The organism is Aeromonas oralensis (assembly GCF_049665575.1).
GTDB classification, from domain to species: Bacteria; Pseudomonadota; Gammaproteobacteria; order Enterobacterales; family Aeromonadaceae; genus Aeromonas; species Aeromonas hydrophila.
In genome coordinates this window covers 3,073,214-3,098,334 of the sequence record NZ_CP187186.1, presented here as the reverse complement: position 1 = coordinate 3,098,334, position 25,121 = coordinate 3,073,214, and the positions used below count along the sequence as shown (strand labels likewise).

Below are 25,121 nucleotides of genomic sequence, written 5' to 3'. Positions count from 1 at the left end.
CATGTCAGGGAGTGTGCCACCACCAAATGGTCAGGATGGAAGTCGTTTGCATGATAAAGTCCTGTAAAAAGATGTTTGCAATGAAGTGCCTACAGAAAACGATAAAGCCGCGGCCAAGTCAAGTCGCTTTTTAGCCTTCTTTCACCGATTTTTCATGAATGGTGACCTGACCACGAGAGCGGAATAACCCGATGAGATTCGATCTTCACTGTCATACTACCGCTTCGGATGGCGTGCTGAGCCCCGCCGAACTGGTGCGCCGCGCTGCCGAGAAAGAGGTCGAGGTGTTAGCAATCACTGACCACGACACCCTTGCCGGCCTTGATGAAGCACGCAGCACCATCGCCGCCGAGCAGCTGCCGCTGCGACTGGTGAGCGGGGTCGAGATCTCCACCGGCTGGGAGCATCACGAGATCCATATCGTGGCGCTGGGAGTGGATGAAAAAAATCCGCAGCTGACCGACTTTCTGACCGGCCAGCAGGCCCGCCGCGAAGAGCGCGCGCAGGAGATCGGGCGCCGTCTGGAGAAGTGCCTCATCCCCGGCACCTATGAAGAGGCCAAAGCGCTTGCCGGTGATGCAGCCGTGACCCGGGCCCACTTTGCCCGGGTGCTGGTGGCGCGCGGGGTGGCCGACAACATGCAAAAGGTATTCAAGAGGTACCTGAGCCGGGGCAACAAGGGGTATGCTCCTGCCCAGTGGCCCGAGATGGGAGAGGCGATCACTGCGATTCACGCCGCGGGCGGGCTGGCGGTGCTGGCCCATCCCAGCCGTTACGATCTCACCGCCAAGTGGATCAAGCGGTTGCTGGTGGCCTTCAAGGCGGCAGGCGGCGATGCCATGGAGGTCTCGCTGCCCCAACAGAGCCCGCAGGAGCGGGCCAATCTGGGCCAGTGGGCGAACGAATATGGTCTGGCCATTTCGGTGGGGTCCGATTTTCACTTCCCCTCCAGCTGGACCGAGCTGGGTCGCCACCTCTGGCTGCCCAAAGAGGGGACGCCGCTCTGGCTGGTCTCTCCCGATCACTTCGGGCTGAGTCAGGAAGAGCATGCGGCTCTGGTGGCCAGCCGCTGACCGGCGGCAAGAGACGAATTTTAAAGCAGAATAGTAAGTGAGTGCCGTGGAGCCCGGCTCCATGGCCATCAAGCGGGCAGATGTTGCTGCCCCCATTGCGAGAACAAGGTATGAGTCAGCACTTTTACGTACATCCGGAAAACCCGCAGGCGCGTCTGATCAGCCAGGCTGTGCAGATCATCCAGAACGGCGGCGTTATCGTCTATCCGACCGACTCCGGCTATGCGCTGGGTTGCCACATGGGTGACAAGGGGGCGCTGGAGCGCATCTGCCGCATCCGTCGTCTCGACGCCAACCACGACTTCACCCTGGTGTGCCGCGATCTTTCCGAGATCGCCACCTACGCCAAGGTCGATAACGGTGCGTTTCGCCTGATCAAGAACAACACCCCGGGCGCCTACACCTTCATCTTCAAGGCGACCAAAGAGGTGCCGCGCCGCCTGATGAACGAGAAGAAGAAGAGCATCGGTATCCGGGTACCGGACAACAAGATTGCCCAGGCGCTGCTGGAAGCCCTCGGCGAGCCGCTGCTCTCGACCTCGCTGATCCTGCCGGATTCCGAGATGGCAGAATTTGACCCGGAGGAGATCTACGACAAGCTGGGCAAGCAGATCGATCTGGTGGTCAACGGTGGTTATCTGGGCGAGCAGCCCACTACTGTCGTGGACTTCTCCGACGATGACCCGGTAGTGCGTCGTCGCGGTGCCGGAGACCCGACCCCGTTTGAGTGATACCGCAGATCCTGTGACGACCAGCACCGGCGATAACGGCGCGGGCGTCACACCTCCCATCGCGAAAGTCCTGGGGCAGCCCTACCACGAGCTGCCCCAGGACTTGTTCATCCCGCCCGATGCGCTGGAGGTGTTCCTCGATACCTTCGAGGGGCCGCTCGATCTGCTGCTCTACCTCATCCGGCGCCAGCAGCTCGATATCCTCAATCTGCCGATCCTGCAGATCACCGCCCAGTACATGGAGTACGTGGAGCTGATGCAGGGGCTCAATCTGGAGCTCGCGGCTGAATATCTGCTGATGGCAGCCTGGCTGGCCGAGATCAAATCCCGTCTGTTGCTGCCCAAGGCGCCCGAGCTGGAAGATGAGGAGGAGGGGGAAGACCCCCGCGTCACCCTTATTCGCCGGCTGCAGGAGTACGAGCGCTACAAGGTAGGAGCGGAGCGGGTCAGCGAGCTGCCACGGGTGGAGCGGGAGATCTTTATCGCCGCCGCCCTGCCGCCCGATTTTGGCGATCTCAAGCCACTGGCGCCCGATGTTTCGCTGGTTGAGCTCGCCCTTTACATGCAAAGTGTGGTAAAACGCGCGACTCATTTTGAGCATCACCAGATCCGCCGCGAACAGATCCCGACCCGGGTGCGCATGGCGGAGATCCTCGCCATGCTCTCGCTTGGCCAGACCCTGCGTCTTGAGCAGGTGCTGCGTGCCGAAGAGGGGCGCATGGGCGTGCTGGTGACCTTTCTGGCGCTGCTGGAGCTGTGCAAGGAGCAGCTGATCTGGATTTTGCAGGCCGAGCCTCTGGGTCCGATCCATTTTGCCCTGGCCAGCCAGAGCGAGGAGGGGGAGCGTGGTCTTGCCCATTGAGATGGCTTTTGCGAGGAACGCCCAATGGCGCTGCCAGCTGAACGATTAAAGACGCTGATCGAGGCGGCCCTCTTTGTCGCCGGGCGTCCGCTCAACGTCAGCGAGCTCAAAGGCAGCGTGCTGGCCGACTATCCGGTCACGACCCGCTACGTGCAACTGCTGCTGGCGGAGCTCAAACAGGATTACAGCGAACGGGGCGTCGAGCTCAAGGAAGTCGCCTCCGGCTGGCGCTTTCAGGCTCGTCAGGATTATGCCGAAGAGCTCTCGCGGCTCTGGAGCGAGCGGGCGCCCCGCTACTCGCGCGCCGTGATGGAGACGCTGACGCTGATCGCCTATCGTCAACCCATCACCCGGGCCGAGATCGAAGCGATCCGCGGGGTCGCGGTCTCGAGCCAGATAGTGAATACCTTGAAAGATCGTGGCTGGGTGCGCAGCATAGGCCACAAAGAGGTGGCGGGTCGCCCCGAGCTGCTCGCCACCACCCGAGAATTTCTGGATTATTTTAATCTGCAGAGTCTGGAGCAGCTCCCCGAGCTTGACCCCGAACTGCAACCCTCGTTGTCCACGCTGACATTGGCAGCAGCGGGCAGCGATCAACAATCAGGTAACCCCGATGAGTGAAAAACTGCAAAAAGTGTTGGCCCGCGCGGGTCACGGCTCCCGTCGTGAGATGGAGGCCCTGATCACCGCAGGTCGGGTCAGTGTGGATGGCAAGGTCGCCACACTGGGGGATCGCGTCGAAGTGAACGCCGTGATCCGGGTGGATGGTCACCAGGTCAAGACCCGTGCCGCAGAGGAAGTGATCTGCCGCGTGCTGGCTTACCACAAGCCGGAAGGGGAGATGTGTACCCGTCACGATCCGGAAGGTCGTCCCACCGTGTTTGATCGTCTGCCCAAGATGGAAGGGGCCCGCTGGATTGCGGTCGGCCGCCTCGACGTCAACACCTCAGGTCTCTTGCTGTTCACCACCGACGGTGAGCTGGCCAACCGGCTGATGCACCCGAGCCACGAAGTGGAGCGGGAATACGCGGTGCGGGTGTTTGGCGAGATCACCGAAGCCATGCTGCAACGCCTGCGCAAGGGTGTGCAGCTGGAAGACGGCATGGCCAAGTTCAACAAGATCAAGCCTGCCGGCGGCGAGGGTCTGAACCAGTGGTTCAACGTCACCCTGACCGAAGGTCGCAACCGTGAAGTGCGCCGCCTGTGGGAATCCCAGGAAGTGCAGGTGAGCCGCCTGATGCGGATTCGCTACGGCGACGTGCAGCTGGATCGCGGCATTCCGCGCGGTGGCTGGCAGGAGCTGAAACTGCCCGAGGTGAACTACCTGCGTGGCCTGGTCAACCTGCCCAACGAGACCGAGTCCAAGGTCGATCTGCAGCAGGATGGCAAAACCAGTCGTCACAAGCAGGCTGCCCAGATCCGTCGCGCCGTCAAGCGCCACAAGGAGATGCAGGGCAAGGAGCCGCGTGCCCGCGCCACCACGGCCCGTCGCAAGCCGACCTCCTCCACCCGCAACTCGGGTACCGGCAGCAAGTAAGCGCTGCATGGCCGCACTGCAAAAGGCCCGCCTCTTCGGCGGGCCTTTTTGTTGGCGCCTTTTGAGTTCGTTATTGTTCAAATTCACGTAAAGCTGAATTAATGGGGCCGGGCAGGCGACTGGCAGGGGCGGGGGTGGTTGCTCGGCCCGGGCGGGCTTGTTAGCCTTCCCGCACTGACACAGGAGATAATAATGAGCAAGGTACTTGATGAGCTGCTGGCGTTGCTGGCGCTCGAAAAAATCGAGGAGGGCCTGTTTCGGGGCCAGAGCCAGGATCTCGGTCTGCGGGCCGTGTTTGGCGGACAGGTAATGGGGCAGGCCTTGTCAGCCGCCAAGCAGACGGTGGCAAGCGATCGCCAGGTGCACAGCTTCCACTCCTACTTCCTGCGCCCCGGCGATGCCAACCGTCCCATCGTCTACGACGTGGAGAACATCCGCGACGGTCAGACCGTCTCCACCCGCCGGGTCAAGGCCATTCAGGGCGGCAAGCCCATCTTCTATCTCAACGCCTCCTTCCAGGTCGAGGCGGACGGCTTTGAACACCAGATCGCCATGCCGGCGGGGATCACGCCCCCCGAGCAGCTCAAGAGCGAGCTGGAGCTGGTGCGCCCCTACGAACAGCAGATCCCGCCCGCCCTGCGCGACAAGATCATGTGCGAGAAGCCCATCGAGATTCGCCCGGTGACCCTGGTCGATCCGATCCGCCCCGACGTGCACGAGCCGCTGCGCCACGTCTGGTTCAAGGCCAATGGCCAGATGCCGGACGATCAGCGGGTGCACAAGTACCTGCTGGCCTATGCCTCCGACTTCCACTTCCTGTTCACCGCCCTGCAGCCCCATGGCGTGTCGTACTGGGAGCCGGACATGCAGGTGGCCACCATCGATCACTCCATGTGGTTCCACCGGGACTTCCGGCTGGACGACTGGCTGCTCTACGTGGTGGACAGCCCGAGCGCCAGCGCCGGTCGTGGCCTGGTGCGCGGCCAGTTCTTCACCCGCGATGGGGTGCTGGTGGCGAGCACGGCGCAGGAAGGGGTGATCCGCCGTCGCGGTTGATTGGCGCTGAGCGCCAACAAAAACGGGAGCCGATAGCTCCCGTTTTTTTATGCGCTTGCGCTATCAGGCGGCGTCTTGCTCGGCGCTGAGTGCTGGCTCTCCGCTCTGGGCGAAACGGTCGGCCCACAGGGCAATCACGCCGTCGCCGGTGACGTTGCAGGCGGTGCCGAAGCTGTCCTGGGCCAGGTAGAGGGCGATCATCAGGGCGATGGAGGCCTCACCGAACCCCAGCATGGAGGTGAGCAGGCCCAGTGCGGACATGACGCCACCACCCGGAGCACCCGGGGCGGCAATCATGATAACACCCAGCATCATGATGAAGGGCAGCATGGTGCCTATGCCCGGAATGGCCAGATGCTCGGAGAGGAACATCACTGCGGTGGCGCAGGTCACCAAGGTGATGGTGGAGCCACACAGGTGAATGGTGGCACACAGCGGCACGGTGAAGTTGGCGATGCCATCGCTCACGCCGTTGTTCTTGCTGGCCTGCAGGGCGACCGGGATGGTGGCGGCGCTGGACATGGTACCCAGCGCGGTGAAGTAGGCCGGCAGCATGTTCTTGATGAGCTGGGCCGGGGAGCGGCCCAGGGCCAGACCGGTGCCGACGAACAGCACGGAGAGCCAGAGCCAGTGCATGACGATGGCCATCACCAGTACCACGCCGAAGGTCTTCAGGGTGGCGAATACGGTACCTTCCACCGTCATCTCGACGAAGACGCCGGCGATGTAGAAGGGCAGCAGCGGAATGATCACCTTGGCCAGCAGGCGGTCGATGATGTCACGGCCCTGATCGGCGACCCGGCGCAGATCGGTGGCCTGGGTGGCGCTGATGCCGATGCCGAACACGAAGGCGGCGGCCAGTGCCGACATCACCCCGAACAGCGGCGGGATCTCCAGGTTGATGTAGGAGGCGAGCTTGATGGCGCTCTCGGCGGTGGACTCGGCGGCGCTGGTCAGACGCGGGATCAGGTTGCTGGCCACGGTAAAGGCGAACAGGCCCGCCAGTATGGTGGAGCAGTAGGAGAGGGCGACCGTCTTGCCCAGCAGCTTGCCGGAGTTCTTCGGCAGGCTGGCGATGCCGCTCATGATGAAGAACAGGATGATGAGCGGAATGGTAAAGGTGATCAGCTGACCTATGACTGTCTTGGCCGTAAACAGCACGCGTGCGACCCATTCAGGGGCGTAGAGACCGAGCAAGAGACCGGCGAGGATGCCGGCAACCAGTTTGAGGACAAGTTTCATAAGTAAATCCAGGTGTTAGTGTCTGATTTGTTATTTAATTTTGTTTTTAATGCCGCTTTTTAACACAAAATCCGCATCATGTCTGTCGTACGTGCGTTAATGTCGAGTTAAATATTGTTAAATGTGATCATGGTGGTGATAGCCACTGGCGACCTGATCGCGAGGTGCGGTGGGTGATTAATTTGGCGCGCCCTTTCAGGTGCGGATCAGCAGGGCGTGCAGCCAGCGGCTATCCGTCTGCTCGCTCTTCCAGCACTGCTGCAGTTGCAGCGGCAGCGGGGCGATGAGCTGGCGCAGGCCGTCTTCATTGAGCCGGGTCTGGGAGAGGTGCTCCTCGGCAGGAGTGCTGCCGGTGGCAACGGGCTGGCCACTGGGGTGGGGAAAGGCGCAGTAGAGCGGCCCGGTAGGCTTGAGCAGGCCGGCCAGATGGGCCAGCGCGTCGCTGAGCTCGTCTGGCGCGATAGCGGGCAAGGCACCGCGCGCCCAGATGCCGTCATAGGGCACCACGCTGCACAGCTGCTCGATGCGGCAGACCCGCACCGGCTGGCCGCTGCGCCGCGAGGCGATCCTGGCCTGTGCCAGGCGGGCATCGAAGGCCGTCACCACCAGCCCCTGCTGGCGAAAGAAACAGAGATCGTCGCCTTCACCGCAGCCCGCCTCCAGCAGGTGGGCGCCCGGTGGGAGTAGAGCCAGAAACGATAGGCGCGCCGCTGACCATGGGTCGGCTGAGGGCGTGGCAACGGAGACTGGAGGGCAAGAGGGAGACGAACGGGACATGGTGGGCACCTTTGCTCTGGGGCGCAACTCAATTTAGGGGGCGTGACTATAGCAAACTTGAGCCAATTTGGCGCCGGGGCGCCAAAGGGATGGAAGGAGATGGAAGGGAGTGAGGCTGGGCAAGGGCTGCCAGTGTTTGGCCTTGCTGGTTCAGGGGCGACGGGCGGCCGGGCCGGTTGGCTGGGCGATCAGGGCGAACAGGCTGTCCAGCAGGAAGTCGGCCTCCTGGCGCAGATCGATGCGCTCCGGAAAGTGCAGCCAGTTGATGATGTAGCCATCCAGGGTGCAGTGCAGCAGGGTGGCGGCTCGCTGCAGATCCAGCCCCTGCGGCAGCTGGCCGAGGCGCACCGCATTGGCCAGGGTGGCTTCCAGATCCCGGAAGAAGTTGTTGGACTGGCTGCGCATGTGCTCGCGCAAGGAGATGGCTTCCCCTTCCAGCGACTCCAGGTTGAACAGTATGGTGAACATCTGCTGATGGGCTGGCTCGCTGCTTATCTTGATGATCACTCCCTTGAGGAAGGTGCGCAGCTTGCCGAGGGGATCGGGTTCCAGCTCGGAGACGCAGGCATCGAGCTGGTGGGAGAGGGGTTGGCACAGCTCCTCCCAGAGGGAGACGAACAGCTCTTCCTTGTTTTTGAAATGCCAGTAAATGGCGCCCCGGGTCAGCTCGGCGGCCCTGGCGATGTCGGTCAGGCTGGTCTTGGCCAGGCCTTGTGAGCAGAACAGATCCAGGGCCGTACTCATGATGTGGCAGCGGGTCTGCTGCGCCTCTTCTTTGGTTCTTCTGGCCATCTCTGCGCGCACCTTGTAAAAGTAAAAAAAGTCACTTACATACATTTATGAATGTATGTATATTGCCTCATCTTTCCGATTTTACCAACCGGGTCCTATAAACCCTGTGGTTATTCATTGATAGACAGAGGCTCAGGTTCTCCATGCATAAACATATTCTCGCACGTTCAGTCGGCCTTGCGCTGCTGGCGAGCGGTCTGCTGACCGCTTGCGGCGAACAGGGCAGTGCCCAGCAGGGGCCCGGTGCGATGCCGCCGGCCGCGGTGGATGTCGTCACCCTGCACACGGCGCCGCTGCAGCTCACCACCGAGCTGACCGGTCGCAGCGCCCCGCTGCGGGTCGCCGAGGTGCGTCCCCAGGTGAGCGGCATCATTCTCAAGCGTCTCTTTACCGAGGGCAGCGACGTCAAGGCCGGCCAGCTGCTGTACCAGATCGACCCCGCCGTCTATCAGGCTGCGGTGGCCAGTGCCAAGGCCAACCTGGCCAAGGCGCAGGCCAACGAGCAGAGCGCCCGCCTCAAGGCCAAGCGCTATGCCGAGCTGGTGAAGGTGAAGGCCATCAGCAGCCAGGAGTATGACGACGCCGATGCGGCCTGGAAGCAACAGCTGGCCGAAATCGGTGCCGCCAAGGCGGCGCTGCAGACTGCCAACATCAACCTGGCCTACACCCGCATCACGGCCCCCATCAGCGGCCGCATCGGCAAGTCTGCGGTGACCGAAGGTGCACTGGTGACGGCCCAGCAGGCCGACAGTCTCACCTCCATCCAGCAGCTCGATCCCATGTATGTGGACGTGCGCCAGTCCACCGCTGATCTGCTGCGCCTCAAGCGCCAGGTGGCGGCCGGCAAGCTGACCCAGGACGAGCAGAAAGGCGCCCGGGTGAGCTTCCAGCTGGAAGATGGCTCCACCTACGGTGAAGAGGGCTCGCTGCAGTTCTCCGACGTGACCGTGGATGAGACCACCGGCATGGTGACCCTGCGAGTGATCGTCCCCAACCCTCATCAGCTGCTGCTGCCGGGCATGTTCATGCGTGCCACCCTGCAGGAGGGCGAGCGCGCCGAAGGGTTGTTGGTGCCGCAGACCGCGGTGACCCGTACCCCGAAAGGCGGCGCCACCGTGATGGTGGTGACGGCGGACAACAAGGTGGAGCTGCGTGAAGTGCAGCTGGGCCGCATCGTCGGCAGTGACTGGGTGGTGGAATCCGGTCTCAAGGCGGGCGAACGGGTGATCGTCGCCGGCCTGCAAAAGGTAAAACCCGGGGTCGTCGTGGCACCTGCTGAACAGAGTGCCGCTGCGCAGTCTGCCCAGGCGCCGGCCAATGCCCCGGCCAACAAGTAGGATGGAGTAGTCGCCTCATGGCACGATTTTTCATAGACAGACCCATTTTCGCCTGGGTGATCGCCCTGGTGATCATGCTGGCGGGGAGCCTGGCCATCATCAAGCTGCCGGTCGCCCAGTACCCGAGCATTGCGCCGCCAGCGGTGGGCATTTCCGCCAGCTACCCCGGGGCCTCCGCCAAGACGGTGGAAGACTCGGTGACCCAGATCATCGAGCAGAACATGACCGGCCTGGATCACCTGCTCTACATGTCCTCCCAGTCGGACTCCTCCGGCCGGGTATCAGTCACCCTCACCTTCCAGCCGGGGACCGATCCCGACATCGCCCAGGTGCAGGTGCAGAACAAGTTGCAGCAAGCCATGTCGCTGTTGCCGCAAGAGGTGCAGCAGCAGGGGATCCGGGTCCAGAAGACCTCCAGCAGCTTCCTGATGGTGGCCGCCTTTATCTCCAAAGATGGCGCCATGACCAACGATGACCTGGCCGACTACGTGGTGGCCAACATCAAGGAGCCGCTCAGTCGTCTGGACGGGGTAGGGGACATCACTCTGTTCGGCAGCCAGTACTCCATGCGGATCTGGCTCGATCCCAACAAGCTCAATCGGGTTCAGATGACTCCAGGTGACGTACAGGCCGCCATCAAGGCGCAAAATACCCAGGTGGCCTTCGGCAAGCTGGGGGGCACCCCGGCGGTGACCGATCAGCAGTTCACCGCCACCATCATGGGGCAGACCCGGCTCTCCACCGTGGAGGAGTTCAACGACATCCTGCTGCGGGTGAACCAGGACGGTTCCAAGGTGCGGCTCAAAGACGTGGCCCGGGTCGAACTGGCCGGCGAAAGCTATGATGCCGAGGCGCTCTACAACGGTCAGTCCACCGCGGCGGTGGCCATCAAGCTGGCGACCGGTGCCAACGCGCTGGATACCGCCGAGAAGGTGCGTGGCAAGCTCAATGAGCTCTCCACCTACTTCCCGGCCAACATGGAGATCGTCTACCCGTACGACACCACGCCGTTCGTGAAGATCTCCATCGAGGAGGTGGTACAGACCCTGGTGGAGGCGATCTTCCTGGTGTTCTGCGTGATGTATCTGTTTCTGCAGAACTTCCGCGCCACCCTGATCCCGACCATTGCGGTGCCCGTGGTGCTGCTGGGGACCTTCGGGGTCATGTCGGCGTTCGGCTTCTCCATCAACACCCTGACCATGTTCGGTCTGGTGCTGGCTATCGGCCTGTTGGTGGATGACGCCATCGTGGTGGTGGAGAACGTGGAGCGTCTGATGAGCGAAGAGGATCTCTCTCCACTCGAGGCGACCCGCAAATCGATGACCCAGATCACCGGCGCCCTGGTGGGGATTGCCCTGGTGCTCTCGGCGGTGTTCGTGCCGATGGCCTTCTTCGGCGGTTCGACCGGTGCCATCTATCGCCAGTTCTCGCTCACCATCGTCTCGGCCATGGTGCTGTCGGTGCTGGTGGCGCTGATCCTGACCCCGGCCCTGTGCGCCACCCTGCTCAAGCCCATCAAGCATGGCGAGTTCGGTGCCAAGCGCGGTTTCTTCGGCTGGTTCAACCGGGCCTTCGACGCCAGCGCCAACCGCTACCAGAGCGGCGTGCGCAAGGTGGTCAAGCAAGGGGTGCGCTACGGCATCATCTACGCCGCCATGCTGGCGGTACTGGCCATCCTGTTCATGCGCATGCCCACCTCCTTCCTGCCGGAAGAGGATCAGGGGGTCATCATGTCCATGGTACAACTGCCGGTCGGGGCGACCAAGCAGCGCACCGAGGTGGTGCTGGCCGACATGCGCGACTACTTCATGAAAAACGAGAAGGATAACGTCGACTCCGTGCTGACGGTGGCGGGCTTCAGCTTCGCCGGTAGCGGTCAGAACAGCGGCATGGCGTTCATCAAGCTGAAAGACTGGAAGGAGCGCAACACACCGGATCGCAGTGCCAATGCCATCATCGGCCGTGCCATGGGCTACCTGTTCAGCATCAAGGAAGCTCAGGTGTTCGCTTTCAACCTGCCTCCGATCCCGGAGCTCGGGACGGCGACCGGCTTTGACTTCTTCCTGCAGGATCGGGCCGGCGTGGGCCACGACAAGCTGATGGCGGCGCGCAACCAGCTGCTCGGCATGGCGGCGCAGGACCCGAACCTGGTGCGGGTGCGCCCGAACGGGATGGAAGACACCCCCCAGCTCGACATCAAGATCGACTACGAGAAGGCGCTGGCGCAGGGGCTCTCCATCAGCGACATCAACAGCACGCTCTCCAGTGCCTGGGGTTCTGCCTATGTGAACGACTTTGTCGACAGAGGCCGGGTCAAGAAGGTCTACCTGCAGGCGGATGCCCCCTTCCGGATGAATCCGGAAGATCTCAAGCTCTGGTACGTGCGCAACAGCGCCGGTCAGATGGTGCCCTTCTCCGCCTTTGCCAGTACCGACTGGAGCTTCGGCTCGCCACGGCTGGAGCGTTACAACGGCGTGCCGGCGATGGAAATCGTCGGGGAAGCGGCGCCGGGCAAGAGTACCGGTGACGCCATGGCCGCCATCGAGCAGATGGTGAAGCAGCTGCCGGAAGGCATCGGTATCGAGTGGACCGGTCTCTCCTATCAGGAGCGGCAGGCAGGCTCTCAGGCACCGGCCCTGTACGCCATCTCGCTGCTGGTGGTGTTCCTCTGTCTGGCCGCCCTCTACGAGAGCTGGAGCATTCCGTTCTCGGTGATGCTGGTGGTGCCGCTTGGGGTGCTGGGGGCCATTGTGGCCGCCACCCTGCGGGGGCTGGAGAACGACGTCTACTTCCAGGTGGGTTTGCTGACCACCATCGGTTTGTCGGCCAAGAACGCGATCCTCATCGTCGAGTTCGCCAAGGAGCTCTATGACAGGGGCATGGGGCTGAGCGAAGCCGTGGTGGAGGCGGCGCGTCTGCGTCTGCGTCCGATCCTGATGACCTCGCTCGCCTTCATCCTCGGCGTATTGCCGCTGGTGATCAGTACCGGGGCCGGTGCCAGCAGCCGTAACGCCATCGGTACCGGCGTGATGGGGGGATGATCAGTGCCACCGTGCTGGCCATCTTCTTCGTGCCGTTGTTCTTCGTGCTGGTGATGCGCTATTTCACCAAGCACAGCACCAAGCAAGCGCGTCTGGCCCATGCCGAGGAGATCAAACATGACTAAGACCCTGATCGCCCTGAGCGTGATGCTGCTGCTGGGGGGCTGTTCCATGGCCCCCGATTACCAGCGCCCGGCGCTGCCGCAAGGTGCCACCTGGCAGAGCAACCAGACGGGGGAGGCGGTCGTCTCCTCCTGGCGCCAGCAGTTCCTGGATCCCGCCCTGCAGCAGCTGATCGCCACGGCTCTTGAGAACAACCGGGATCTGCGCATCGCGGCCCTCAACGTGGAGGCCTACGAGGCCAGATACCGGATCCAGCGGGCGGCCCAGCTGCCGACCCTGGCGGCCAATGGCTCGGGTACCCGCCAGCAGGGATCGGACGATCTCAGCAGCACGGGGCAGGGCACCATCAGCAGCCAGTACGGCGCCAACATCGGCATCACCTCCTACGAGCTGGACCTGTTCGGTCGGATCCAGAGCCTCAAAGATCAGGCGCTGGAAAACTATCTGGCGCAGGTTGAGACCCAGCGCAGCACCCAGATCGCGCTGATCGCCTCGGTGGCCAACGCCTATCTCACCCTGCTGGCGGATCAGGAGTTGCTCGCGCTGAGCGAGGCGACCCTGGCCACCGAGCAGGAGAGCTATGGTCTGACCGAGCACAAGTACCGGCTGGGGGCTGCCTCCGAAATGGAGCTGGCCCAGGGCCGTACCGCGTTGGAGAGCGCCAAGGTGAGCCTGGCCCAGTATCAACGGCAGGTGAAGCAGGATCGCAATGGCCTGGCACTGCTGCTCGGGACCGGCGTCCCCGCGCTGATGACCGAGCCAGCGACCCTGGCTAAGGTGCAGCTGGCGACCATCCCGGTGGGTGCTCCATCCAGTCTGCTGCAACAGCGCCCGGACATCCTGGCGGCCGAGCACAGCCTGAAGGCGGCCAATGCCAATATCGGCGCCGCCCGTGCGGCCTTCTTCCCGACCATCTCGCTGACCGCGACGGCGGGCACCGCCAGCAACCAGTTGAGCGGGCTGTTTGATGGCGGCACCGGCACCTGGACCTTTATGCCGCAGATCAACCTGCCGATTTTTGACGGCGGCAAGCGCATCGCGGATCTGGACGTGGCCGAGGTGAGCACCAAGCAGGCGGTGGCGAGCTACGAGAAAAGCATCCAGACCGCGTTCAAGGAAGTGGCAGATACGCTCGGCGCCCAGGCCGACTATCAGCAGCAACTGCAGGCGCAGCAGGCACTGGTGGAGGCAAACCAGACCTACTTCAAGCTGGCGGAGGTGCGCTACGAGAAGGGGGTGGACAGCTATCTCACCCGACTCGATGCCCAGCGCTCGCTGTTCAGTGCCAAACAGGGGCTGATCAGTACCCGTCTGGCGCAGCTCAGCAACCAGGTTGCACTCTACAAGGCTGTCGGTGGCGGCTGGCAGGCCGCCGATGCTGAGGGTGACAAGGGCGAGCGTCAGCAGTAGGCACACTCATACCTTCCATCAGCAGGCCAATACGGGGCGAACCATCGGGTTCGCCCCGTTTCTTTTGAGCAAAAACATATACATATGAAACCTGAGTGACATAATACGTCGTTCGGGTAATGGGCACTGTATCAACAGAGGGGAGCAAGTGGGGGAGGAGTGATACCATGCCTTGCCTGCTATCCGCTGTTGCCCCTTGTCATGGCGTCTCACTGAGCGTTGCTCAACCGAGTGTCAATCGGCCTCTTTTGTCATGGTAAAACAACATGTTTTTTACAGGGGCCGAGCCTGGAGAATTAATGAACAAGCAGCAGAGCTACCACGGCGAATGCGGTTGTTTTGGCTGTTCAAGCCACTAGGAAAGACGCTAGAATCCACACTTTGCCGTTGAGGGGCATGGAACTTTCTTCGTTGTTCCTTGTCAGGCGGCCAGCATCTCTCGTACATACCAACATTTTGTCATCATGGACGGTGACAGGACTATCCCAAGCTGGAGGGCATCATGGCCAGCAACGCACACAATCCGGTTAAAGCAGCAATCTGGGGGCTGTAACTCAGGGGCGGTAGCTATTGTCTTTTTCTTGGTTGGTGCCAGAAATTTGCCGCTTGAGCGAGCGTTTCCACTGCCATGAACTATTCGTAACAGGTTCAAGAAAGAACCAAATTTCTATTAATTTTCAAGAGCATACCTATGAAAATTCTTGTCACTGGTGGCGCTGGCTTTATCGGCTCGGCGGTTGTTCGTCATATCATCCGGGATACCAACGACTCAGTTATCAACCTCGACAAACTCACCTATGCGGGCAATCTGGAATCCTTGGCCAGTGTCGCAAACAGTGAACGTTATGCCTTTGAACAGGTGGATATCTGCAACCGCGCCGAGCTGGACCGGGTGTTTGCCCAGCACCAGCCGGATGCCGTGATGCACCTGGCAGCCGAGAGCCATGTTGATCGTTCCATCACCGGCCCCGCCGACTTCATCGAGACCAATATCGTCGGCACCTACATGCTGCTGGAAGCGGCTCGTGCCTACTGGAACGGTCTGGACGAGGTACACAAGGCGGCTTTCCGTTTCCACCATATCTCCACCGACGAGGTGTATGGTGACCTGCCCCATCCGGATGAAGTGGCCCCCGGTGTGGCACTGCCGCTTTTCACCGAAACCACCCCTTATGCCCCCAGCAGCCCCTATTCTGCCTCCAAGGCTTCCAGTGACCATCTGGTGCGCGCCTGGCGTCGTACTTACGGCCTGCCGACCGTCGTCACCAACTGCTCCAACAACTACGGCCCGTACCACTTCCCCGAGAAGCTGATCCCGCTAGTGATCCTCAACGCCCTGGATGGCAAACCGCTGCCGGTGTACGGCAAGGGTGACCAGATCCGTGACTGGCTCTATGTGGAAGATCACGCCCGCGCGCTTTATACCGTGGTTACCACAGGTGTCATCGGCGAGACCTACAACATCGGCGGTCATAACGAGAAACAGAATCTGGAAGTCGTGCATACCATCTGCGATCTGCTGGATGAAATGGTGCCCAAGGCCGGCTCTTACCGCGATCAAATCACCTATGTGGCCGACCGCCCTGGCCATGACCGCCGTTATGCCATTGATGCCAGCAAGATGAGCGCCGAGCTCGCCTGGCAACCGCAAGAAACCTTTGAATCCGGTATCCGCAAGACAGTGCAGTGGTATCTGGATAACCAGCAGTGGGTCAACAACGTGAAGAGTGGATCCTATCAGTCCTGGATCGATCAGCAGTACGGGGAGAAGAAGTAATGAAAGGTATTATTCTGGCAGGTGGTTCAGGCTCTCGTCTTCACCCCATCACGCGTGGCATTTCCAAGCAACTGCTGCCGATTTATGACAAGCCGATGATTTACTATCCCCTCTCGGTGCTCATGTTGGCAGGTATCAAGGATATCTTGATCATCACGACGCCCGAGGATTCGGAAAGTTTCCAGCGCCTGCTTGGCAACGGTGAGCAGTTCGGCATCAATCTGCAATACACGGTTCAACCGTCACCGGACGGACTGGCCCAGGCCTTTATTCTGGGTGAGGAGTTCATTGGCCAGGACAGCGTTTGCCTGGTGCTTGGCGACAATATCTTTTTTGGTCAGGCCTTTGGCAAGCAGTTGCAAAAGGCGATAGCCAATCAGGAAGGGGCCACCGTATTCGGTTACAAGGTTATGGATCCCGAGCGTTTTGGCGTCGTTGAATTTGATGAAGAATTCCGTGCCAAGTCCATTGAGGAAAAACCGGTAAAACCGAAATCGAACTGGGCTGTCACCGGTTTGTATTTCTATGACAACTCCGTCATCGAGATCGCCAAGAGCATCAAGCCGTCCGAGCGTGGTGAGCTCGAAATCACCAGCGTCAACCAGGCATATCTGGATCGTGGCCAGCTGAAGGTAGAACAGTTGGGCCGTGGCTTCGCATGGCTTGATACCGGTACCCATGACTCTCTGATTGAAGCTTCTCAGTTCGTGCAAACCGTTGAAAAGCGCCAGGGATTCAAGATCGCATGTCTTGAAGAGATTGCGCTTAACAATGGCTGGTTGAACCGTGACCAAATCAAGGCTATTGGCAGCAGCATGGTGAAAACTGGTTATGGCAAGTATTTGTTGAGTCTGATCAAATAAGAGATGTCGACATGAATGTAATCAAAACAAAAATTGCAGACCTGCTGATTATTGAGCCGAAAGTGTTTGGCGATGAGCGCGGTTTCTTTTATGAAACTTACCAGGACGCGCGTTACAAGGCCGCCGGAATCACGGCGGATTTTGTCCAGGACAACCGCTCGCGTTCTACACAAAATGTACTGCGTGGTCTGCATTTCCAGAAAACCAAGCCACAGGGAAAACTGGTCACTGTGACCCAGGGCCGTGTATTTGATGTTGCTGTTGATTTAAGGCCAGACTCTCCTACCTTTGGTCAGCATGAATCTGTCTTGCTGACAGGAGAAAACAAGGTTCAGTTTTACATTCCGCCTGGATTTGCCCATGGTTTCTGCGTACTGAGTGAAACGGCCGATTTCCAATACAAATGTACCGATTACTATGACCCGACCGATGAAAGCGGGTTGCTGTGGAATGATCCCGCGCTGGGGATAGCGTGGCCGTTGACAGCGCCGCTGTTGTCACCGAAAGACAGTGTGCAACCCACGCTGGCCCAGATCCGTGACAACTTGGTGAATGGGTGGTGAGCATGAAACGTTACACAGTGTTTGGCGGGCGGGGCTTTATCGGCAGCGAGATCGTCAGCATGCTGGAAGCTGCTGGCCAGAATGTCTGGGTGCCGCCGCGCGATGATGAAAGTGTATTCGACACCGATCTGGGGACTGTGATCTACAGTGCGGGACAGGGTGACTGCAAGAATGCTCCGCTGGGGGTGTTTGATGCCAATTGTCGTTTGCTGGCCGATCTGCTGGCACGAGGCAAATTTGAACGTCTCCTTTATGTCTCTTCCACCCGTGTATACATGAATCAGGACTCGGCGGCAGAAGGAGACGACCTGAAAGTATGTTCCGATGATCAGCGCCGGTTGTTCAACCTGACCAAGCTGGTATCAGAAGAACTGTGCCTGAAAAGTGGGCGCGATATCACTATTGTCAGACCAAGCAATGTCTATGGTGTTGCTCTGCACAGTCCGCTCTTCCTGCCGGCGATCACCCGTAATGCAATCAATCACGGCAAGGTCGATATGTATATTGACCAGGATTATGCAAAAGATTACGTTTCGGTAACGGATGTTGCCCGCGCCTGTATAACCTTGGCCACTCATCCTGAGAGTGTGGGACAAATCATCAATATCGCTGCGGGATATAATATTACGGCTAAGCAAATAGCGGATGTCTTACATAAATTCACAGAATGTGAAATCGTGTGGCATAAGATTGCTTTCCCGAATGAAAACTTCCCTCAGACAGCTATCACTAAGATCATGTCTCTGATTCCTGATTATCAACCAAGAAATGTACTCGAAGACATTGAGCTGATGATAGCAGAATTTAAAACTCATTTGGCTGCACACTGATGAGTGGGTTTAATAGACTGCTGAAGAACTCAGTAGCAAATATAATTAATGGTTTTTCAAATGTAATCTTGGGGATAGTTATATCCCCTTTCTTATTGCAACGTTTACCAATTGATAGTTTCTCGATATGGAATTTGAGTATTCAAGTTGGAGCGTTCTTTGCTCTCATTGGTTTTGGATGCCAGTTAACTGTTGCGAGAAACATTACAATTGCGAGAGAGAAAAAAGACTCCATAATGGAGCGCCATATAATAAAAAATGGTATTTTTTTAAGCTCTCTAGGGATTATTCTTAGTTGTCTATTATTAACTTTAATTTATAACAACTTTTATTCTTTATTTAGTAAAGTGGAAGGGATTGAAGCATCTGAGGATAAGGTAACTTTTTTTGTTGTAGCTATATCATTTGTTATTGGTCTAATATCATCTGTATTTAGTGGTTTTTTCACTGGGATAGAGAGGAATGACATCCCAGCAATGATAAATTTATTGTCGAGAGTTATATTAGGTATCCTAATTGTAATGTCGGCGCAATATGGCATTAAAGTAATGTCATATGTTTATCTAGTGGTTAATATTATATCTTACTTGACGATATATATATCATATTCATTTTTCAGAAATCCTCTAGATAATCAACCATCAAAAGATGGTTCTGAGTATAAATTTGGCAAATTTTTTTCATATTTCATTGGTATAAGCGTCTTCAATTTAGCCTCTTTTATGTTGGTTGGATTAAATGGGATACTAGTAGGGAAATATGCTTTTGATGAGTTTGCATACTATTCACTGGGAATGAGTTTGGTAACAGCTGCTGTAGGGTTTATTAATGCCGCAATGTCACCGATAATACAGCCGTTGGTGAAGCTCTCCAATAGAAATGATTCTTTAGAAAATTTAAATAAATTATTATACAACTTGACTTTTATTGTCATGTTGTTGTCTATCATTTCTATAATAATAGCATTTTATGTTGGACCATACATTTTGAGTTTATGGGTAGGAGATTCGATTTCTACTCATGTAGAGAATATATTTGTATCTCTGATGGCTGTTAATCTTGTTAGGTTAGTCGGCGCTCCACTTGGTCTATTATATATTGCTCAAGCTAAGCAGAATAAAATAATGCATTATCCGTTAATGGAAAGTGTCATTAGTGTTGTATTGACAATTATTCTGATTCACTCCTATGGAATGTATGCGGTACCTATAGGGCTAGCTATTTCAGCTTTTCTAATACTATTTATATATTCATTTAAACTATTAAATATACTAGATGATCATAGTTATTTTATCAGATATAAATTGATTTTCTTAATATATCCACTATCAATGTTTGTTTTTATTATTGGTTTAGTAGAAGCGAGAAAAGAAAACATAGATATCGTAAGTTATATGCTAAATGTTTTATCAATTCTAGCTCTAACAATCGGTGGATATTTGGTGTTGAGAAAAACAAAAAATATTCAAAAAATACTCGAGGTGTGATTCATGATCGGACGATTGATCAACTTTATATATAAAATAAAATATAAATTCTTCCTTGATAAGAGAGTTGAGATTTCACCTGATAATGTTTTCATCCATAATGCTGCGACATTTATAGTTACTGGTAATTCAAACTCTAAGATAAAAATAAATAAAAATGTGTATGTGGGGAGATATGCAAATATACATACTGGCTCTCAAATTATAATTGGGGAGGGAGCTGTTTTAAGTGACTATGTGTATTTAAGCACTCTCTCACATGGCCTGGATCCGCAAGTAGGACCAATAATGCAGCAAGAGTCTTATGATAAAGGACCAATAATTTTAGGTGAAAATGTATTCATTGGCTTTGGCTGTAAAATTATGCCTAATGTCACACTAGGAGATTGGTGTATTGTCGGTGCTGGTGCGGTTGTGACAAAATCGTTTCCTGGTTATGTAATGATTGCAGGAAATCCAGCTAAAATAATTAAAAAATATGATTCCCAATCTAATAAATGGGTGAGTTAATTATGATTTTTGGAAAAATCATCAATGGCATACTTTTGATATACAGTCAGCTAAAGTACAAAATTCTTATGTATAGTTTTGGCCATAAGAGTAGAATTATCAAACCTATGCTAATCTCCAACCATAAGCATATTTCTGTAGGCGATAATGTTATTATAAGAAATGGAGTTAGGTTAGAGGTTGTTGACCCACAGAATGAGATTGTAATAAAAATTGGGAACAATGTTAATATAGAGCAATATGTTCATATTGTTGCTCGATGCAATATATCAATAGGTGATAATGTATCTATTACTGGCGGATGTTCTATTGTAGACGTTGTCCATCCATATAATGATGTGTTCGCAGCCAATAAAATAGGTGATCGAATAGAAGATACATGTATGCCAGTTCTGATAGGTGATGGAAGTTTTATTGGCTTCGGTTCACATATAAATCCTGGCGTGACAATAGGCCGTAACTGCATTGTAGGAGCTAGATCTGTTGTCACTAAAAATGTAGATGATTACAGTGTAGTCGCTGGAAACCCTGCAAGAACAATTAAGAAATATAATTTTGATAAGAATGTATGGGAGAAAATATAGTGTATTCACCAAAGTTAGGTCTTGTTACTGTCCTTTATAATACACCTGAAGTTTTACCCGATTTTTTTAAAAGCATTGTATGTCAAAATTATAAAAATTTTATCCTCTATGTAATAGATAACAGCTCTAAACCCGAGTCACTTCGTCTGGCGCGAGAGTTGGCCTCTCAGTACGGTATTGAAACTACTTTCATCGACAATCAGGGCAACAATGTCGGCGTGGCGGCCGGTAATAATCAGGGAATTAAAGCCGCTTTGGTGGATGGTTGCGAATATGTTTTGATCATCAACAATGATCTTCTTTTTGAGGCGCCAGATGTCTTTGAAAAGTTGATGCAGGTGGCCATCAATGGGGAAAGCCTCGTCAGCCCGCTGATATTGAATTATCCGGAAGGCAAGCTTTGGTATGCCGGCGGACATTTCGATGAGTATCGGGCGTTGGCTCCTCATGATTACGCAGGGATGGATAAAGCGGCAGTAGCAAAATTTGGTGAATATCATGCTTATGCACCCACCTGCTTTCTGATCGTAAACAGTGATGTGTTCAAGCAAGTCGGCATGATGGATGAGCGCTATTTTGCTTATTATGATGATACCGACTTCCTGTATCGTGCTTATATTGCAGGTTATAAAGTAAAGCTCGAGCAGGATGTAGTGATATCACATAAAGTCAGCGTATCAACAGGGGGGGATTTGAGTTTCTTTGGAGCGTATCATCTGACCCGAAACAGAATTTATTTTGCTAAAAAGAATCTGCCTTTCCCAAAAAGAGAAATAAGTATTTCCTATACCGCCATCACTCGGTTGGGACGTATATTGCTTTCTGCTGGCGCAGTAAGACTGGGATTCATCAAGGGGCTGGTTGACGGCTTCAAAATGTAGTATGCATGTATGACACTATATCTGGTTCTGCTACTTTATATTCCTCTGATACTTCTCTCTATCTGCTCTGAAAAAGATGAAGGAATGTTGAAAGGAGCATTTTTATATATTCTCCTGTTCTTCATCTTTTTCCATATAGATGCCGGACCGGATCATCATGTATATCAGTGGGCCTATTATGAGCCACCATTCTCCATTCCCTTTGAGCCAGTCTTTGGTTTGCTGTTGGCTACTGCCAAGCTGTTGGGGCTCGACTATATAGAGTTTTTAGTCGCTTTGAGACTGATTGGTTTTATTTTGTTTGCGTATGCGTGTCTCAAACTGGACAAAACCAAATTCATATTTCTGATGGGACTGTACATTCCGATTTCGTTCATCACGTTTGAATTGAATTTGTTGCGCCAATCTTTATCTTTGCACTTTGGTCTGGTAGCCGTCTGTCTTTATCTCAAGAACAGAGACAAAACCTCTTATGCGTTCATGATACTGGCTGTCATGTCACACCTCTCTGCAATCGTGATGACCTTGATTTATTTGAACAAGATAAAGGCCAAAGTACTGGTTTTGTTAGGTATGGCGGGATTGATGATATTGATGCTTGCCTTGCCGGCGATCATAAGCAAAGTCAATGATTATCAGGCCTTGGGCGCGTTGAATATCCGTCTGGACGTAGCGACGCTGCAGTTGATAGTGCTCATGATCTTGCCGTTCGTGTTCTTCAAAACTCAAGGTGGCTTGCTCCCGACCCTGCTCTATGCGGCTCTTTGCTTCATGACATTTATCCCTGTTTTGATCAGACTGTATCCGATTGCTTTGTTGATCCTGTTGCCATCAATTGCCATGGCAAAAGGAAACAAGAAGATGACAACACTCTGTTTATTCGTTTGTATTTCTTTCTTCATGACTATAGGAAAGACATATTTGCTGTTGCAAGCCGACCAGCATGCCATTCAGGAGGGCACCTATCAGCATGGTTACACAAAATAAAAAAGTCATATTTGTTTCCATGTCGGGTCGCGACTCTGCCATGTGGTTTTCGTTTACCGGGCTGGCCCATGCGCTTGAAGAATACGATGTTTCTTTTGCATTTCCATCGTCTAATCCAGCAGCAGAAACTGAATATACAGAACATCTTTTTTATTACAACTTGCGGAGTCCCATCAAGACCGCTCGTTCAGTATTAGCGTTGGCGAGAGTGATCAATGAAAAATATGATCGTGTGGTTATCTTCTCACAAGGTATTTTCTCTGCCTATCTGACCATGTTGCTGAATAGGAGGATTGAAGTCGTCGCTTGGGGTCATGAACTCATAAAGCATGTCGAGAGAGCTGGTTTGTTACGGGGCATGAATTACTTTCTGTCAGATCGCGTCATGGCATTGAGAACTGCCAGAATGATAGTCGCTTCTGATGAGCTGGAATCGATAGCGGTCGCTTGCTACCCAAAGAAGAAAATAACCAAAACCTGTTTACCCATGTCGGGAGATTTTGCGTGCCTGGTTAACAAAACCGACACTAAAGGTGAGCGCACTCATGCCAAGTTGGAGATCCTTTTCTTTGGTGCCATCACATCCTACAAGGGGTTGGACATTTTAGGGCGGGTTCTCGATAAATTCAACGATGATGATATTCACTTGACCATCATGGGGAGAGGGGCGCTGGAGAAATATTCTGAGGGTCTTTATCTACGGGCTACACAGGGGCGAAATGTCACCTGGATTAATAAATTTGTTGATGCTGAAGAGGTCGTGGCTCAGTTGCATGTATCTGACTATATGTATTCGATGTATAGTTCCGTTACGGCGACATCACAAATAGACATCGCAAATGCATTTGGTGTTCCTGTGCTGGTGACGGATCTTCCATTTTTTAACAAAAAAATAAAACATGGCTGTAATGGATATATTCTCAATGAACAGTCCCTGTATGTGCTGCTGCAAGAGAGAGTGGCCGGAAAACTGACCGGCTCTCGGGAAGAGGTTATTGCGCACTATAATCAGGCCGGTATCAACAAGTATTGTGTAGAAAATATAATAAAAGACGGGATTGTCTAGATCATGAAAAAATATATCCAGCACTATGGTCTCTGGGGATGTATTCGATTGATGGTAGAATACATCATCACCAGAGTGTGTTTTCGAAATGCTCGTCTGATCCGGCGGCCTTTTGAGATCAGGGGAGCATCAAGGATCCGCTTGGGGAGAGGATTTACCACCGGAAGATATTGCCGGCTGGAGGCTCATGGCTCAGATGGTATCAACCTGGACATAGGGTTGAATTGCCAGCTCAATGATGCGGTTCATATTGCTGCTGCCGACAGTATTGTGATCGGTGATGATGTGTTGATCGCTAGCCGGGTGTTTATCACAGACCTCAATCATGGTAACTACAGCGGGCAAGAACACTCTCATCCTGATTCCATCAGCAGGGAGCGGACGCTGCATACCAAACCGGTTGTGATTGAGTCAAATGTGTGGCTTGGCGAGGGTGTAGTCGTGTTGCCTGGCGTCACAATTGGCAAGTCTTCCATCATCGGTGCAAATTCAGTTGTGTCCAGAGACATACCGGCAAATTCCATTGCGGTAGGTAATCCGGCAAGAGTGATTAAGCAGTTTGATTTCCAACGTGGGCAATGGGTGGCTGTTGATGCGAAGTAATGCTGGTGCCGTTTTGATATGCCCGGATTTTTTTGATTATAAAAATTTGCTTACGGCAGAGCTTGAACACCGTTACACATCGGTGCTCTCTTTTTCTGACCGGCCGAAATGCACCTCTTTAGCAAAGGCATTGATAAAATTCAATATTCTTGGATATGCCCATTTTGCTGCCAAAAAATATAGTAATGAAATTTTCAACTCTATTTCTGACAAGCTTTCTGGCATCGCTGAAGTTATTATTGTCAAGGGAACTTGTGTCTCTCCTTGTCTGATCGAGAAAATTAAAAAACTCAATCCAAAAACAAGAGTGATCTGTTACAGCTGGGATTCCATTTCAAATATAAAGACGTTTCCTTTATTGGCAGTCAAAGCCGATGCGGCATATACATTTGATATCGCCGATTGCAAAAAGTATGGCTATGGCTATTTGCCATTGTTCTATTCGGATAAAAAATCCCACAGTCATACTGTTGCCAAGAAATATAAATATAGTTTCATCGGTAGTTATCATGGTGATCGTGTAAGCGTCTTGCAACGCATCTTCTCCCACGAACATGATGTCAGTGTATATGTAAAAATATTTTTCCAGAGCAAATTACAATTTGCATTTTACTATCTTTTCGATCCTGCCTTGCGCACTGCACCCAAGGAGTGGCTCACATTCAAGTCACTGACAAGGGCAGCAATTACTGATGTGGCTGAGCACAGTGAGTATGTCATCGACATACATAATGCCAATCAAACCGGCCTCACTATGCGTACTTGGGAAACCTTGGGCGATGGTCATCAATTAGTAACGACGAATGCGGCAGTACTCTGTCATGCAGACATGAGAGAGATTGTTGTCATTGACAGGAATACAGGAAAACGATGGTCTGATTCACAGTGTGCTCGGTACCTGGATGCGATGTCGAATTCCGCGCTGAGTGTAGATGCGTTGTCCATATCTACATGGCTTGATAACTTGTTGGCAAGAAGTGAAAATTAAT

General features: G+C 54.4%; 22 protein-coding genes and 2 pseudogenes. 21 read left to right on the top strand and 3 right to left on the bottom strand.

Annotated elements, in window-relative coordinates:
- Positions 1 to 191 precede the first annotated feature (191 nt).
- The 6 genes from rnm to tesB all read left to right on the top strand — a co-directional run bounded on the left by rnm (position 192) and on the right by tesB (position 5,259).
- Entirely contained in the window at positions 192 to 1,073 is an 882-nt protein-coding gene (gene rnm / locus ACPDZI_RS14375; RefSeq protein WP_438833353.1) for an RNase RNM, read from the top strand.
- 110 nt (positions 1,074 to 1,183) lie between these two features.
- The gene (locus ACPDZI_RS14370) at positions 1,184 to 1,804 is read left to right on the top strand and encodes an L-threonylcarbamoyladenylate synthase (RefSeq protein WP_041208296.1); all 621 of its coding nucleotides are present in this window, start codon (positions 1,184 to 1,186) and stop codon (positions 1,802 to 1,804) included.
- A complete protein-coding gene (locus ACPDZI_RS14365; protein ID WP_041208297.1) occupies positions 1,797 to 2,666 on the top strand; it encodes a segregation and condensation protein A in 870 nt (289 codons plus the stop codon). The genes ACPDZI_RS14370 and ACPDZI_RS14365 overlap by 8 nt, the downstream gene beginning before the upstream one ends.
- Positions 2,667 to 2,690: 24 nt before the next feature.
- A complete protein-coding gene (scpB, locus tag ACPDZI_RS14360; protein ID WP_438833352.1) occupies positions 2,691 to 3,287 on the top strand; it encodes an SMC-Scp complex subunit ScpB in 597 nt (198 codons plus the stop codon).
- On the top strand, positions 3,280 to 4,203 hold the full coding sequence (rluB, locus tag ACPDZI_RS14355; RefSeq protein ID WP_076360029.1) for a 23S rRNA pseudouridine(2605) synthase RluB: 924 nt from the start codon (positions 3,280 to 3,282) through the stop codon (positions 4,201 to 4,203). The genes scpB and rluB overlap by 8 nt, the downstream gene beginning before the upstream one ends.
- 192 nt (positions 4,204 to 4,395) lie before the next feature.
- The gene (gene tesB, locus ACPDZI_RS14350; RefSeq protein ID WP_016351376.1) at positions 4,396 to 5,259 is read left to right on the top strand and encodes an acyl-CoA thioesterase II; all 864 of its coding nucleotides are present in this window, start codon (positions 4,396 to 4,398) and stop codon (positions 5,257 to 5,259) included.
- Positions 5,260 to 5,322: 63 nt separating this feature from the next.
- Here the strand turns inward: tesB and ACPDZI_RS14345 are convergent, their stop codons facing one another.
- The 3 genes from ACPDZI_RS14345 to ACPDZI_RS14335 form a co-directional block, all read right to left on the bottom strand.
- Positions 5,323 to 6,501 carry a dicarboxylate/amino acid:cation symporter gene (locus ACPDZI_RS14345; RefSeq protein WP_194759326.1) on the bottom strand — a complete coding sequence of 393 codons (1,179 nt, stop codon included), beginning with the start codon at positions 6,499 to 6,501 and terminating at the stop codon, positions 5,323 to 5,325.
- Between the two features lie 195 nt (positions 6,502 to 6,696).
- The gene (locus tag ACPDZI_RS14340) at positions 6,697 to 7,278 is read right to left on the bottom strand and encodes a class I SAM-dependent methyltransferase (protein ID WP_438833351.1); all 582 of its coding nucleotides are present in this window, start codon (positions 7,276 to 7,278) and stop codon (positions 6,697 to 6,699) included.
- 150 nt (positions 7,279 to 7,428) lie between these two features.
- Positions 7,429 to 8,070 (bottom strand): TetR family transcriptional regulator, encoded by a 642-nt coding sequence (locus tag ACPDZI_RS14335; protein ID WP_146061361.1) that lies wholly within the window; start codon positions 8,068 to 8,070, stop codon positions 7,429 to 7,431.
- Between the two features lie 143 nt (positions 8,071 to 8,213).
- Here ACPDZI_RS14335 and ACPDZI_RS14330 point away from each other — a divergent pair, with 143 nt between their 5' ends.
- The 15 genes and pseudogenes from ACPDZI_RS14330 (at position 8,214) to ACPDZI_RS14260 (ending at position 25,120) form a co-directional block, all read left to right on the top strand.
- Positions 8,214 to 9,407, top strand: coding sequence for an efflux RND transporter periplasmic adaptor subunit (locus ACPDZI_RS14330; RefSeq protein WP_029299706.1), 1,194 nt, complete (start codon positions 8,214 to 8,216; stop codon positions 9,405 to 9,407).
- 17 nt (positions 9,408 to 9,424) lie between these two features.
- Positions 9,425 to 12,573, top strand: a pseudogene (locus ACPDZI_RS14325) (efflux RND transporter permease subunit).
- Complete coding sequence (locus ACPDZI_RS14320) at positions 12,566 to 13,981, top strand: efflux transporter outer membrane subunit (RefSeq protein WP_438833350.1); 1,416 nt, start codon at positions 12,566 to 12,568, stop codon at positions 13,979 to 13,981. Before ACPDZI_RS14325 ends, ACPDZI_RS14320 begins: the two are co-directional and overlap by 8 nt.
- Before the next feature lie 691 nt (positions 13,982 to 14,672).
- Positions 14,673 to 15,758, top strand: a complete 1,086-nt coding sequence (gene rfbB / locus ACPDZI_RS14315; RefSeq protein WP_438833349.1) for a dTDP-glucose 4,6-dehydratase — start codon at positions 14,673 to 14,675, stop codon at positions 15,756 to 15,758.
- Entirely contained in the window at positions 15,758 to 16,621 is an 864-nt protein-coding gene (rfbA, locus tag ACPDZI_RS14310; protein ID WP_017410381.1) for a glucose-1-phosphate thymidylyltransferase RfbA, read from the top strand. The genes rfbB and rfbA overlap by 1 nt, the downstream gene beginning before the upstream one ends.
- An 11-nt stretch (positions 16,622 to 16,632) precedes the next feature.
- On the top strand, positions 16,633 to 17,184 hold the full coding sequence (gene rfbC / locus ACPDZI_RS14305) for a dTDP-4-dehydrorhamnose 3,5-epimerase (protein WP_319882656.1): 552 nt from the start codon (positions 16,633 to 16,635) through the stop codon (positions 17,182 to 17,184).
- Between the two features lie 2 nt (positions 17,185 to 17,186).
- The gene (locus ACPDZI_RS14300) at positions 17,187 to 18,014 is read left to right on the top strand and encodes an NAD-dependent epimerase/dehydratase family protein (protein WP_026080406.1); all 828 of its coding nucleotides are present in this window, start codon (positions 17,187 to 17,189) and stop codon (positions 18,012 to 18,014) included.
- A complete protein-coding gene (locus tag ACPDZI_RS14295; protein WP_438833348.1) occupies positions 18,014 to 19,501 on the top strand; it encodes a lipopolysaccharide biosynthesis protein in 1,488 nt (495 codons plus the stop codon). The genes ACPDZI_RS14300 and ACPDZI_RS14295 overlap by 1 nt, the downstream gene beginning before the upstream one ends.
- Positions 19,502 to 19,504: 3 nt before the next feature.
- Positions 19,505 to 20,011 carry an acyltransferase gene (locus tag ACPDZI_RS14290; protein WP_319882658.1) on the top strand — a complete coding sequence of 169 codons (507 nt, stop codon included), beginning with the start codon at positions 19,505 to 19,507 and terminating at the stop codon, positions 20,009 to 20,011.
- Positions 20,012 to 20,406: 395 nt separating this feature from the next.
- Positions 20,407 to 20,556: pseudogene (locus ACPDZI_RS14285) on the top strand (acyltransferase); the annotation flags it as partial.
- Positions 20,557 to 20,594: 38 nt separating this feature from the next.
- Complete coding sequence (locus ACPDZI_RS14280; protein WP_438833347.1) at positions 20,595 to 21,476, top strand: glycosyltransferase family 2 protein; 882 nt, start codon at positions 20,595 to 20,597, stop codon at positions 21,474 to 21,476.
- 84 nt (positions 21,477 to 21,560) lie between these two features.
- Positions 21,561 to 22,463, top strand: a complete 903-nt coding sequence (locus ACPDZI_RS14275; RefSeq protein ID WP_438833346.1) for an EpsG family protein — start codon at positions 21,561 to 21,563, stop codon at positions 22,461 to 22,463.
- Positions 22,447 to 23,529, top strand: a complete 1,083-nt coding sequence (locus ACPDZI_RS14270; RefSeq protein ID WP_232254328.1) for a glycosyltransferase — start codon at positions 22,447 to 22,449, stop codon at positions 23,527 to 23,529. Before ACPDZI_RS14275 ends, ACPDZI_RS14270 begins: the two co-directional genes overlap by 17 nt.
- A 3-nt stretch (positions 23,530 to 23,532) precedes the next feature.
- The gene (locus tag ACPDZI_RS14265) at positions 23,533 to 24,132 is read left to right on the top strand and encodes a DapH/DapD/GlmU-related protein (protein ID WP_135354540.1); all 600 of its coding nucleotides are present in this window, start codon (positions 23,533 to 23,535) and stop codon (positions 24,130 to 24,132) included.
- Positions 24,122 to 25,120 (top strand): hypothetical protein, encoded by a 999-nt coding sequence (locus ACPDZI_RS14260; protein ID WP_438833345.1) that lies wholly within the window; start codon positions 24,122 to 24,124, stop codon positions 25,118 to 25,120. Before ACPDZI_RS14265 ends, ACPDZI_RS14260 begins: the two co-directional genes overlap by 11 nt.
- Position 25,121 lies beyond the last annotated feature (1 nt).

What these genes read in the sequence shown, in the direction of transcription:
- rnm (WP_438833353.1), top strand. Translation starts at nt 192, where the DNA reads ATGAGATTCGATCTTCACTGTCATACTACCGCTTCGGATGGCGTGCTG.
- ACPDZI_RS14370 (WP_041208296.1), top strand. Translation starts at nt 1,184, where the DNA reads ATGAGTCAGCACTTTTACGTACATCCGGAAAACCCGCAGGCGCGTCTG.
- scpB (WP_438833352.1), top strand. Translation starts at nt 2,691, where the DNA reads ATGGCGCTGCCAGCTGAACGATTAAAGACGCTGATCGAGGCGGCCCTC.
- rluB (WP_076360029.1), top strand. Translation starts at nt 3,280, where the DNA reads ATGAGTGAAAAACTGCAAAAAGTGTTGGCCCGCGCGGGTCACGGCTCC.
- tesB (WP_016351376.1), top strand. Translation starts at nt 4,396, where the DNA reads ATGAGCAAGGTACTTGATGAGCTGCTGGCGTTGCTGGCGCTCGAAAAA.
- ACPDZI_RS14345 (WP_194759326.1), bottom strand. Translation starts at nt 6,501, where the DNA reads ATGAAACTTGTCCTCAAACTGGTTGCCGGCATCCTCGCCGGTCTCTTG.
- ACPDZI_RS14340 (WP_438833351.1), bottom strand. Translation starts at nt 7,278, where the DNA reads ATGTCCCGTTCGTCTCCCTCTTGCCCTCCAGTCTCCGTTGCCACGCCC.
- ACPDZI_RS14335 (WP_146061361.1), bottom strand. Translation starts at nt 8,070, where the DNA reads ATGGCCAGAAGAACCAAAGAAGAGGCGCAGCAGACCCGCTGCCACATC.
- ACPDZI_RS14330 (WP_029299706.1), top strand. Translation starts at nt 8,214, where the DNA reads ATGCATAAACATATTCTCGCACGTTCAGTCGGCCTTGCGCTGCTGGCG.
- ACPDZI_RS14320 (WP_438833350.1), top strand. Translation starts at nt 12,566, where the DNA reads ATGACTAAGACCCTGATCGCCCTGAGCGTGATGCTGCTGCTGGGGGGC.
- rfbB (WP_438833349.1), top strand. Translation starts at nt 14,673, where the DNA reads ATGAAAATTCTTGTCACTGGTGGCGCTGGCTTTATCGGCTCGGCGGTT.
- rfbA (WP_017410381.1), top strand. Translation starts at nt 15,758, where the DNA reads ATGAAAGGTATTATTCTGGCAGGTGGTTCAGGCTCTCGTCTTCACCCC.
- rfbC (WP_319882656.1), top strand. Translation starts at nt 16,633, where the DNA reads ATGAATGTAATCAAAACAAAAATTGCAGACCTGCTGATTATTGAGCCG.
- ACPDZI_RS14300 (WP_026080406.1), top strand. Translation starts at nt 17,187, where the DNA reads ATGAAACGTTACACAGTGTTTGGCGGGCGGGGCTTTATCGGCAGCGAG.
- ACPDZI_RS14295 (WP_438833348.1), top strand. Translation starts at nt 18,014, where the DNA reads ATGAGTGGGTTTAATAGACTGCTGAAGAACTCAGTAGCAAATATAATT.
- ACPDZI_RS14290 (WP_319882658.1), top strand. Translation starts at nt 19,505, where the DNA reads ATGATCGGACGATTGATCAACTTTATATATAAAATAAAATATAAATTC.
- ACPDZI_RS14275 (WP_438833346.1), top strand. Translation starts at nt 21,561, where the DNA reads ATGTTGAAAGGAGCATTTTTATATATTCTCCTGTTCTTCATCTTTTTC.
- ACPDZI_RS14270 (WP_232254328.1), top strand. Translation starts at nt 22,447, where the DNA reads ATGGTTACACAAAATAAAAAAGTCATATTTGTTTCCATGTCGGGTCGC.
- ACPDZI_RS14265 (WP_135354540.1), top strand. Translation starts at nt 23,533, where the DNA reads ATGAAAAAATATATCCAGCACTATGGTCTCTGGGGATGTATTCGATTG.
- ACPDZI_RS14260 (WP_438833345.1), top strand. Translation starts at nt 24,122, where the DNA reads ATGCGAAGTAATGCTGGTGCCGTTTTGATATGCCCGGATTTTTTTGAT.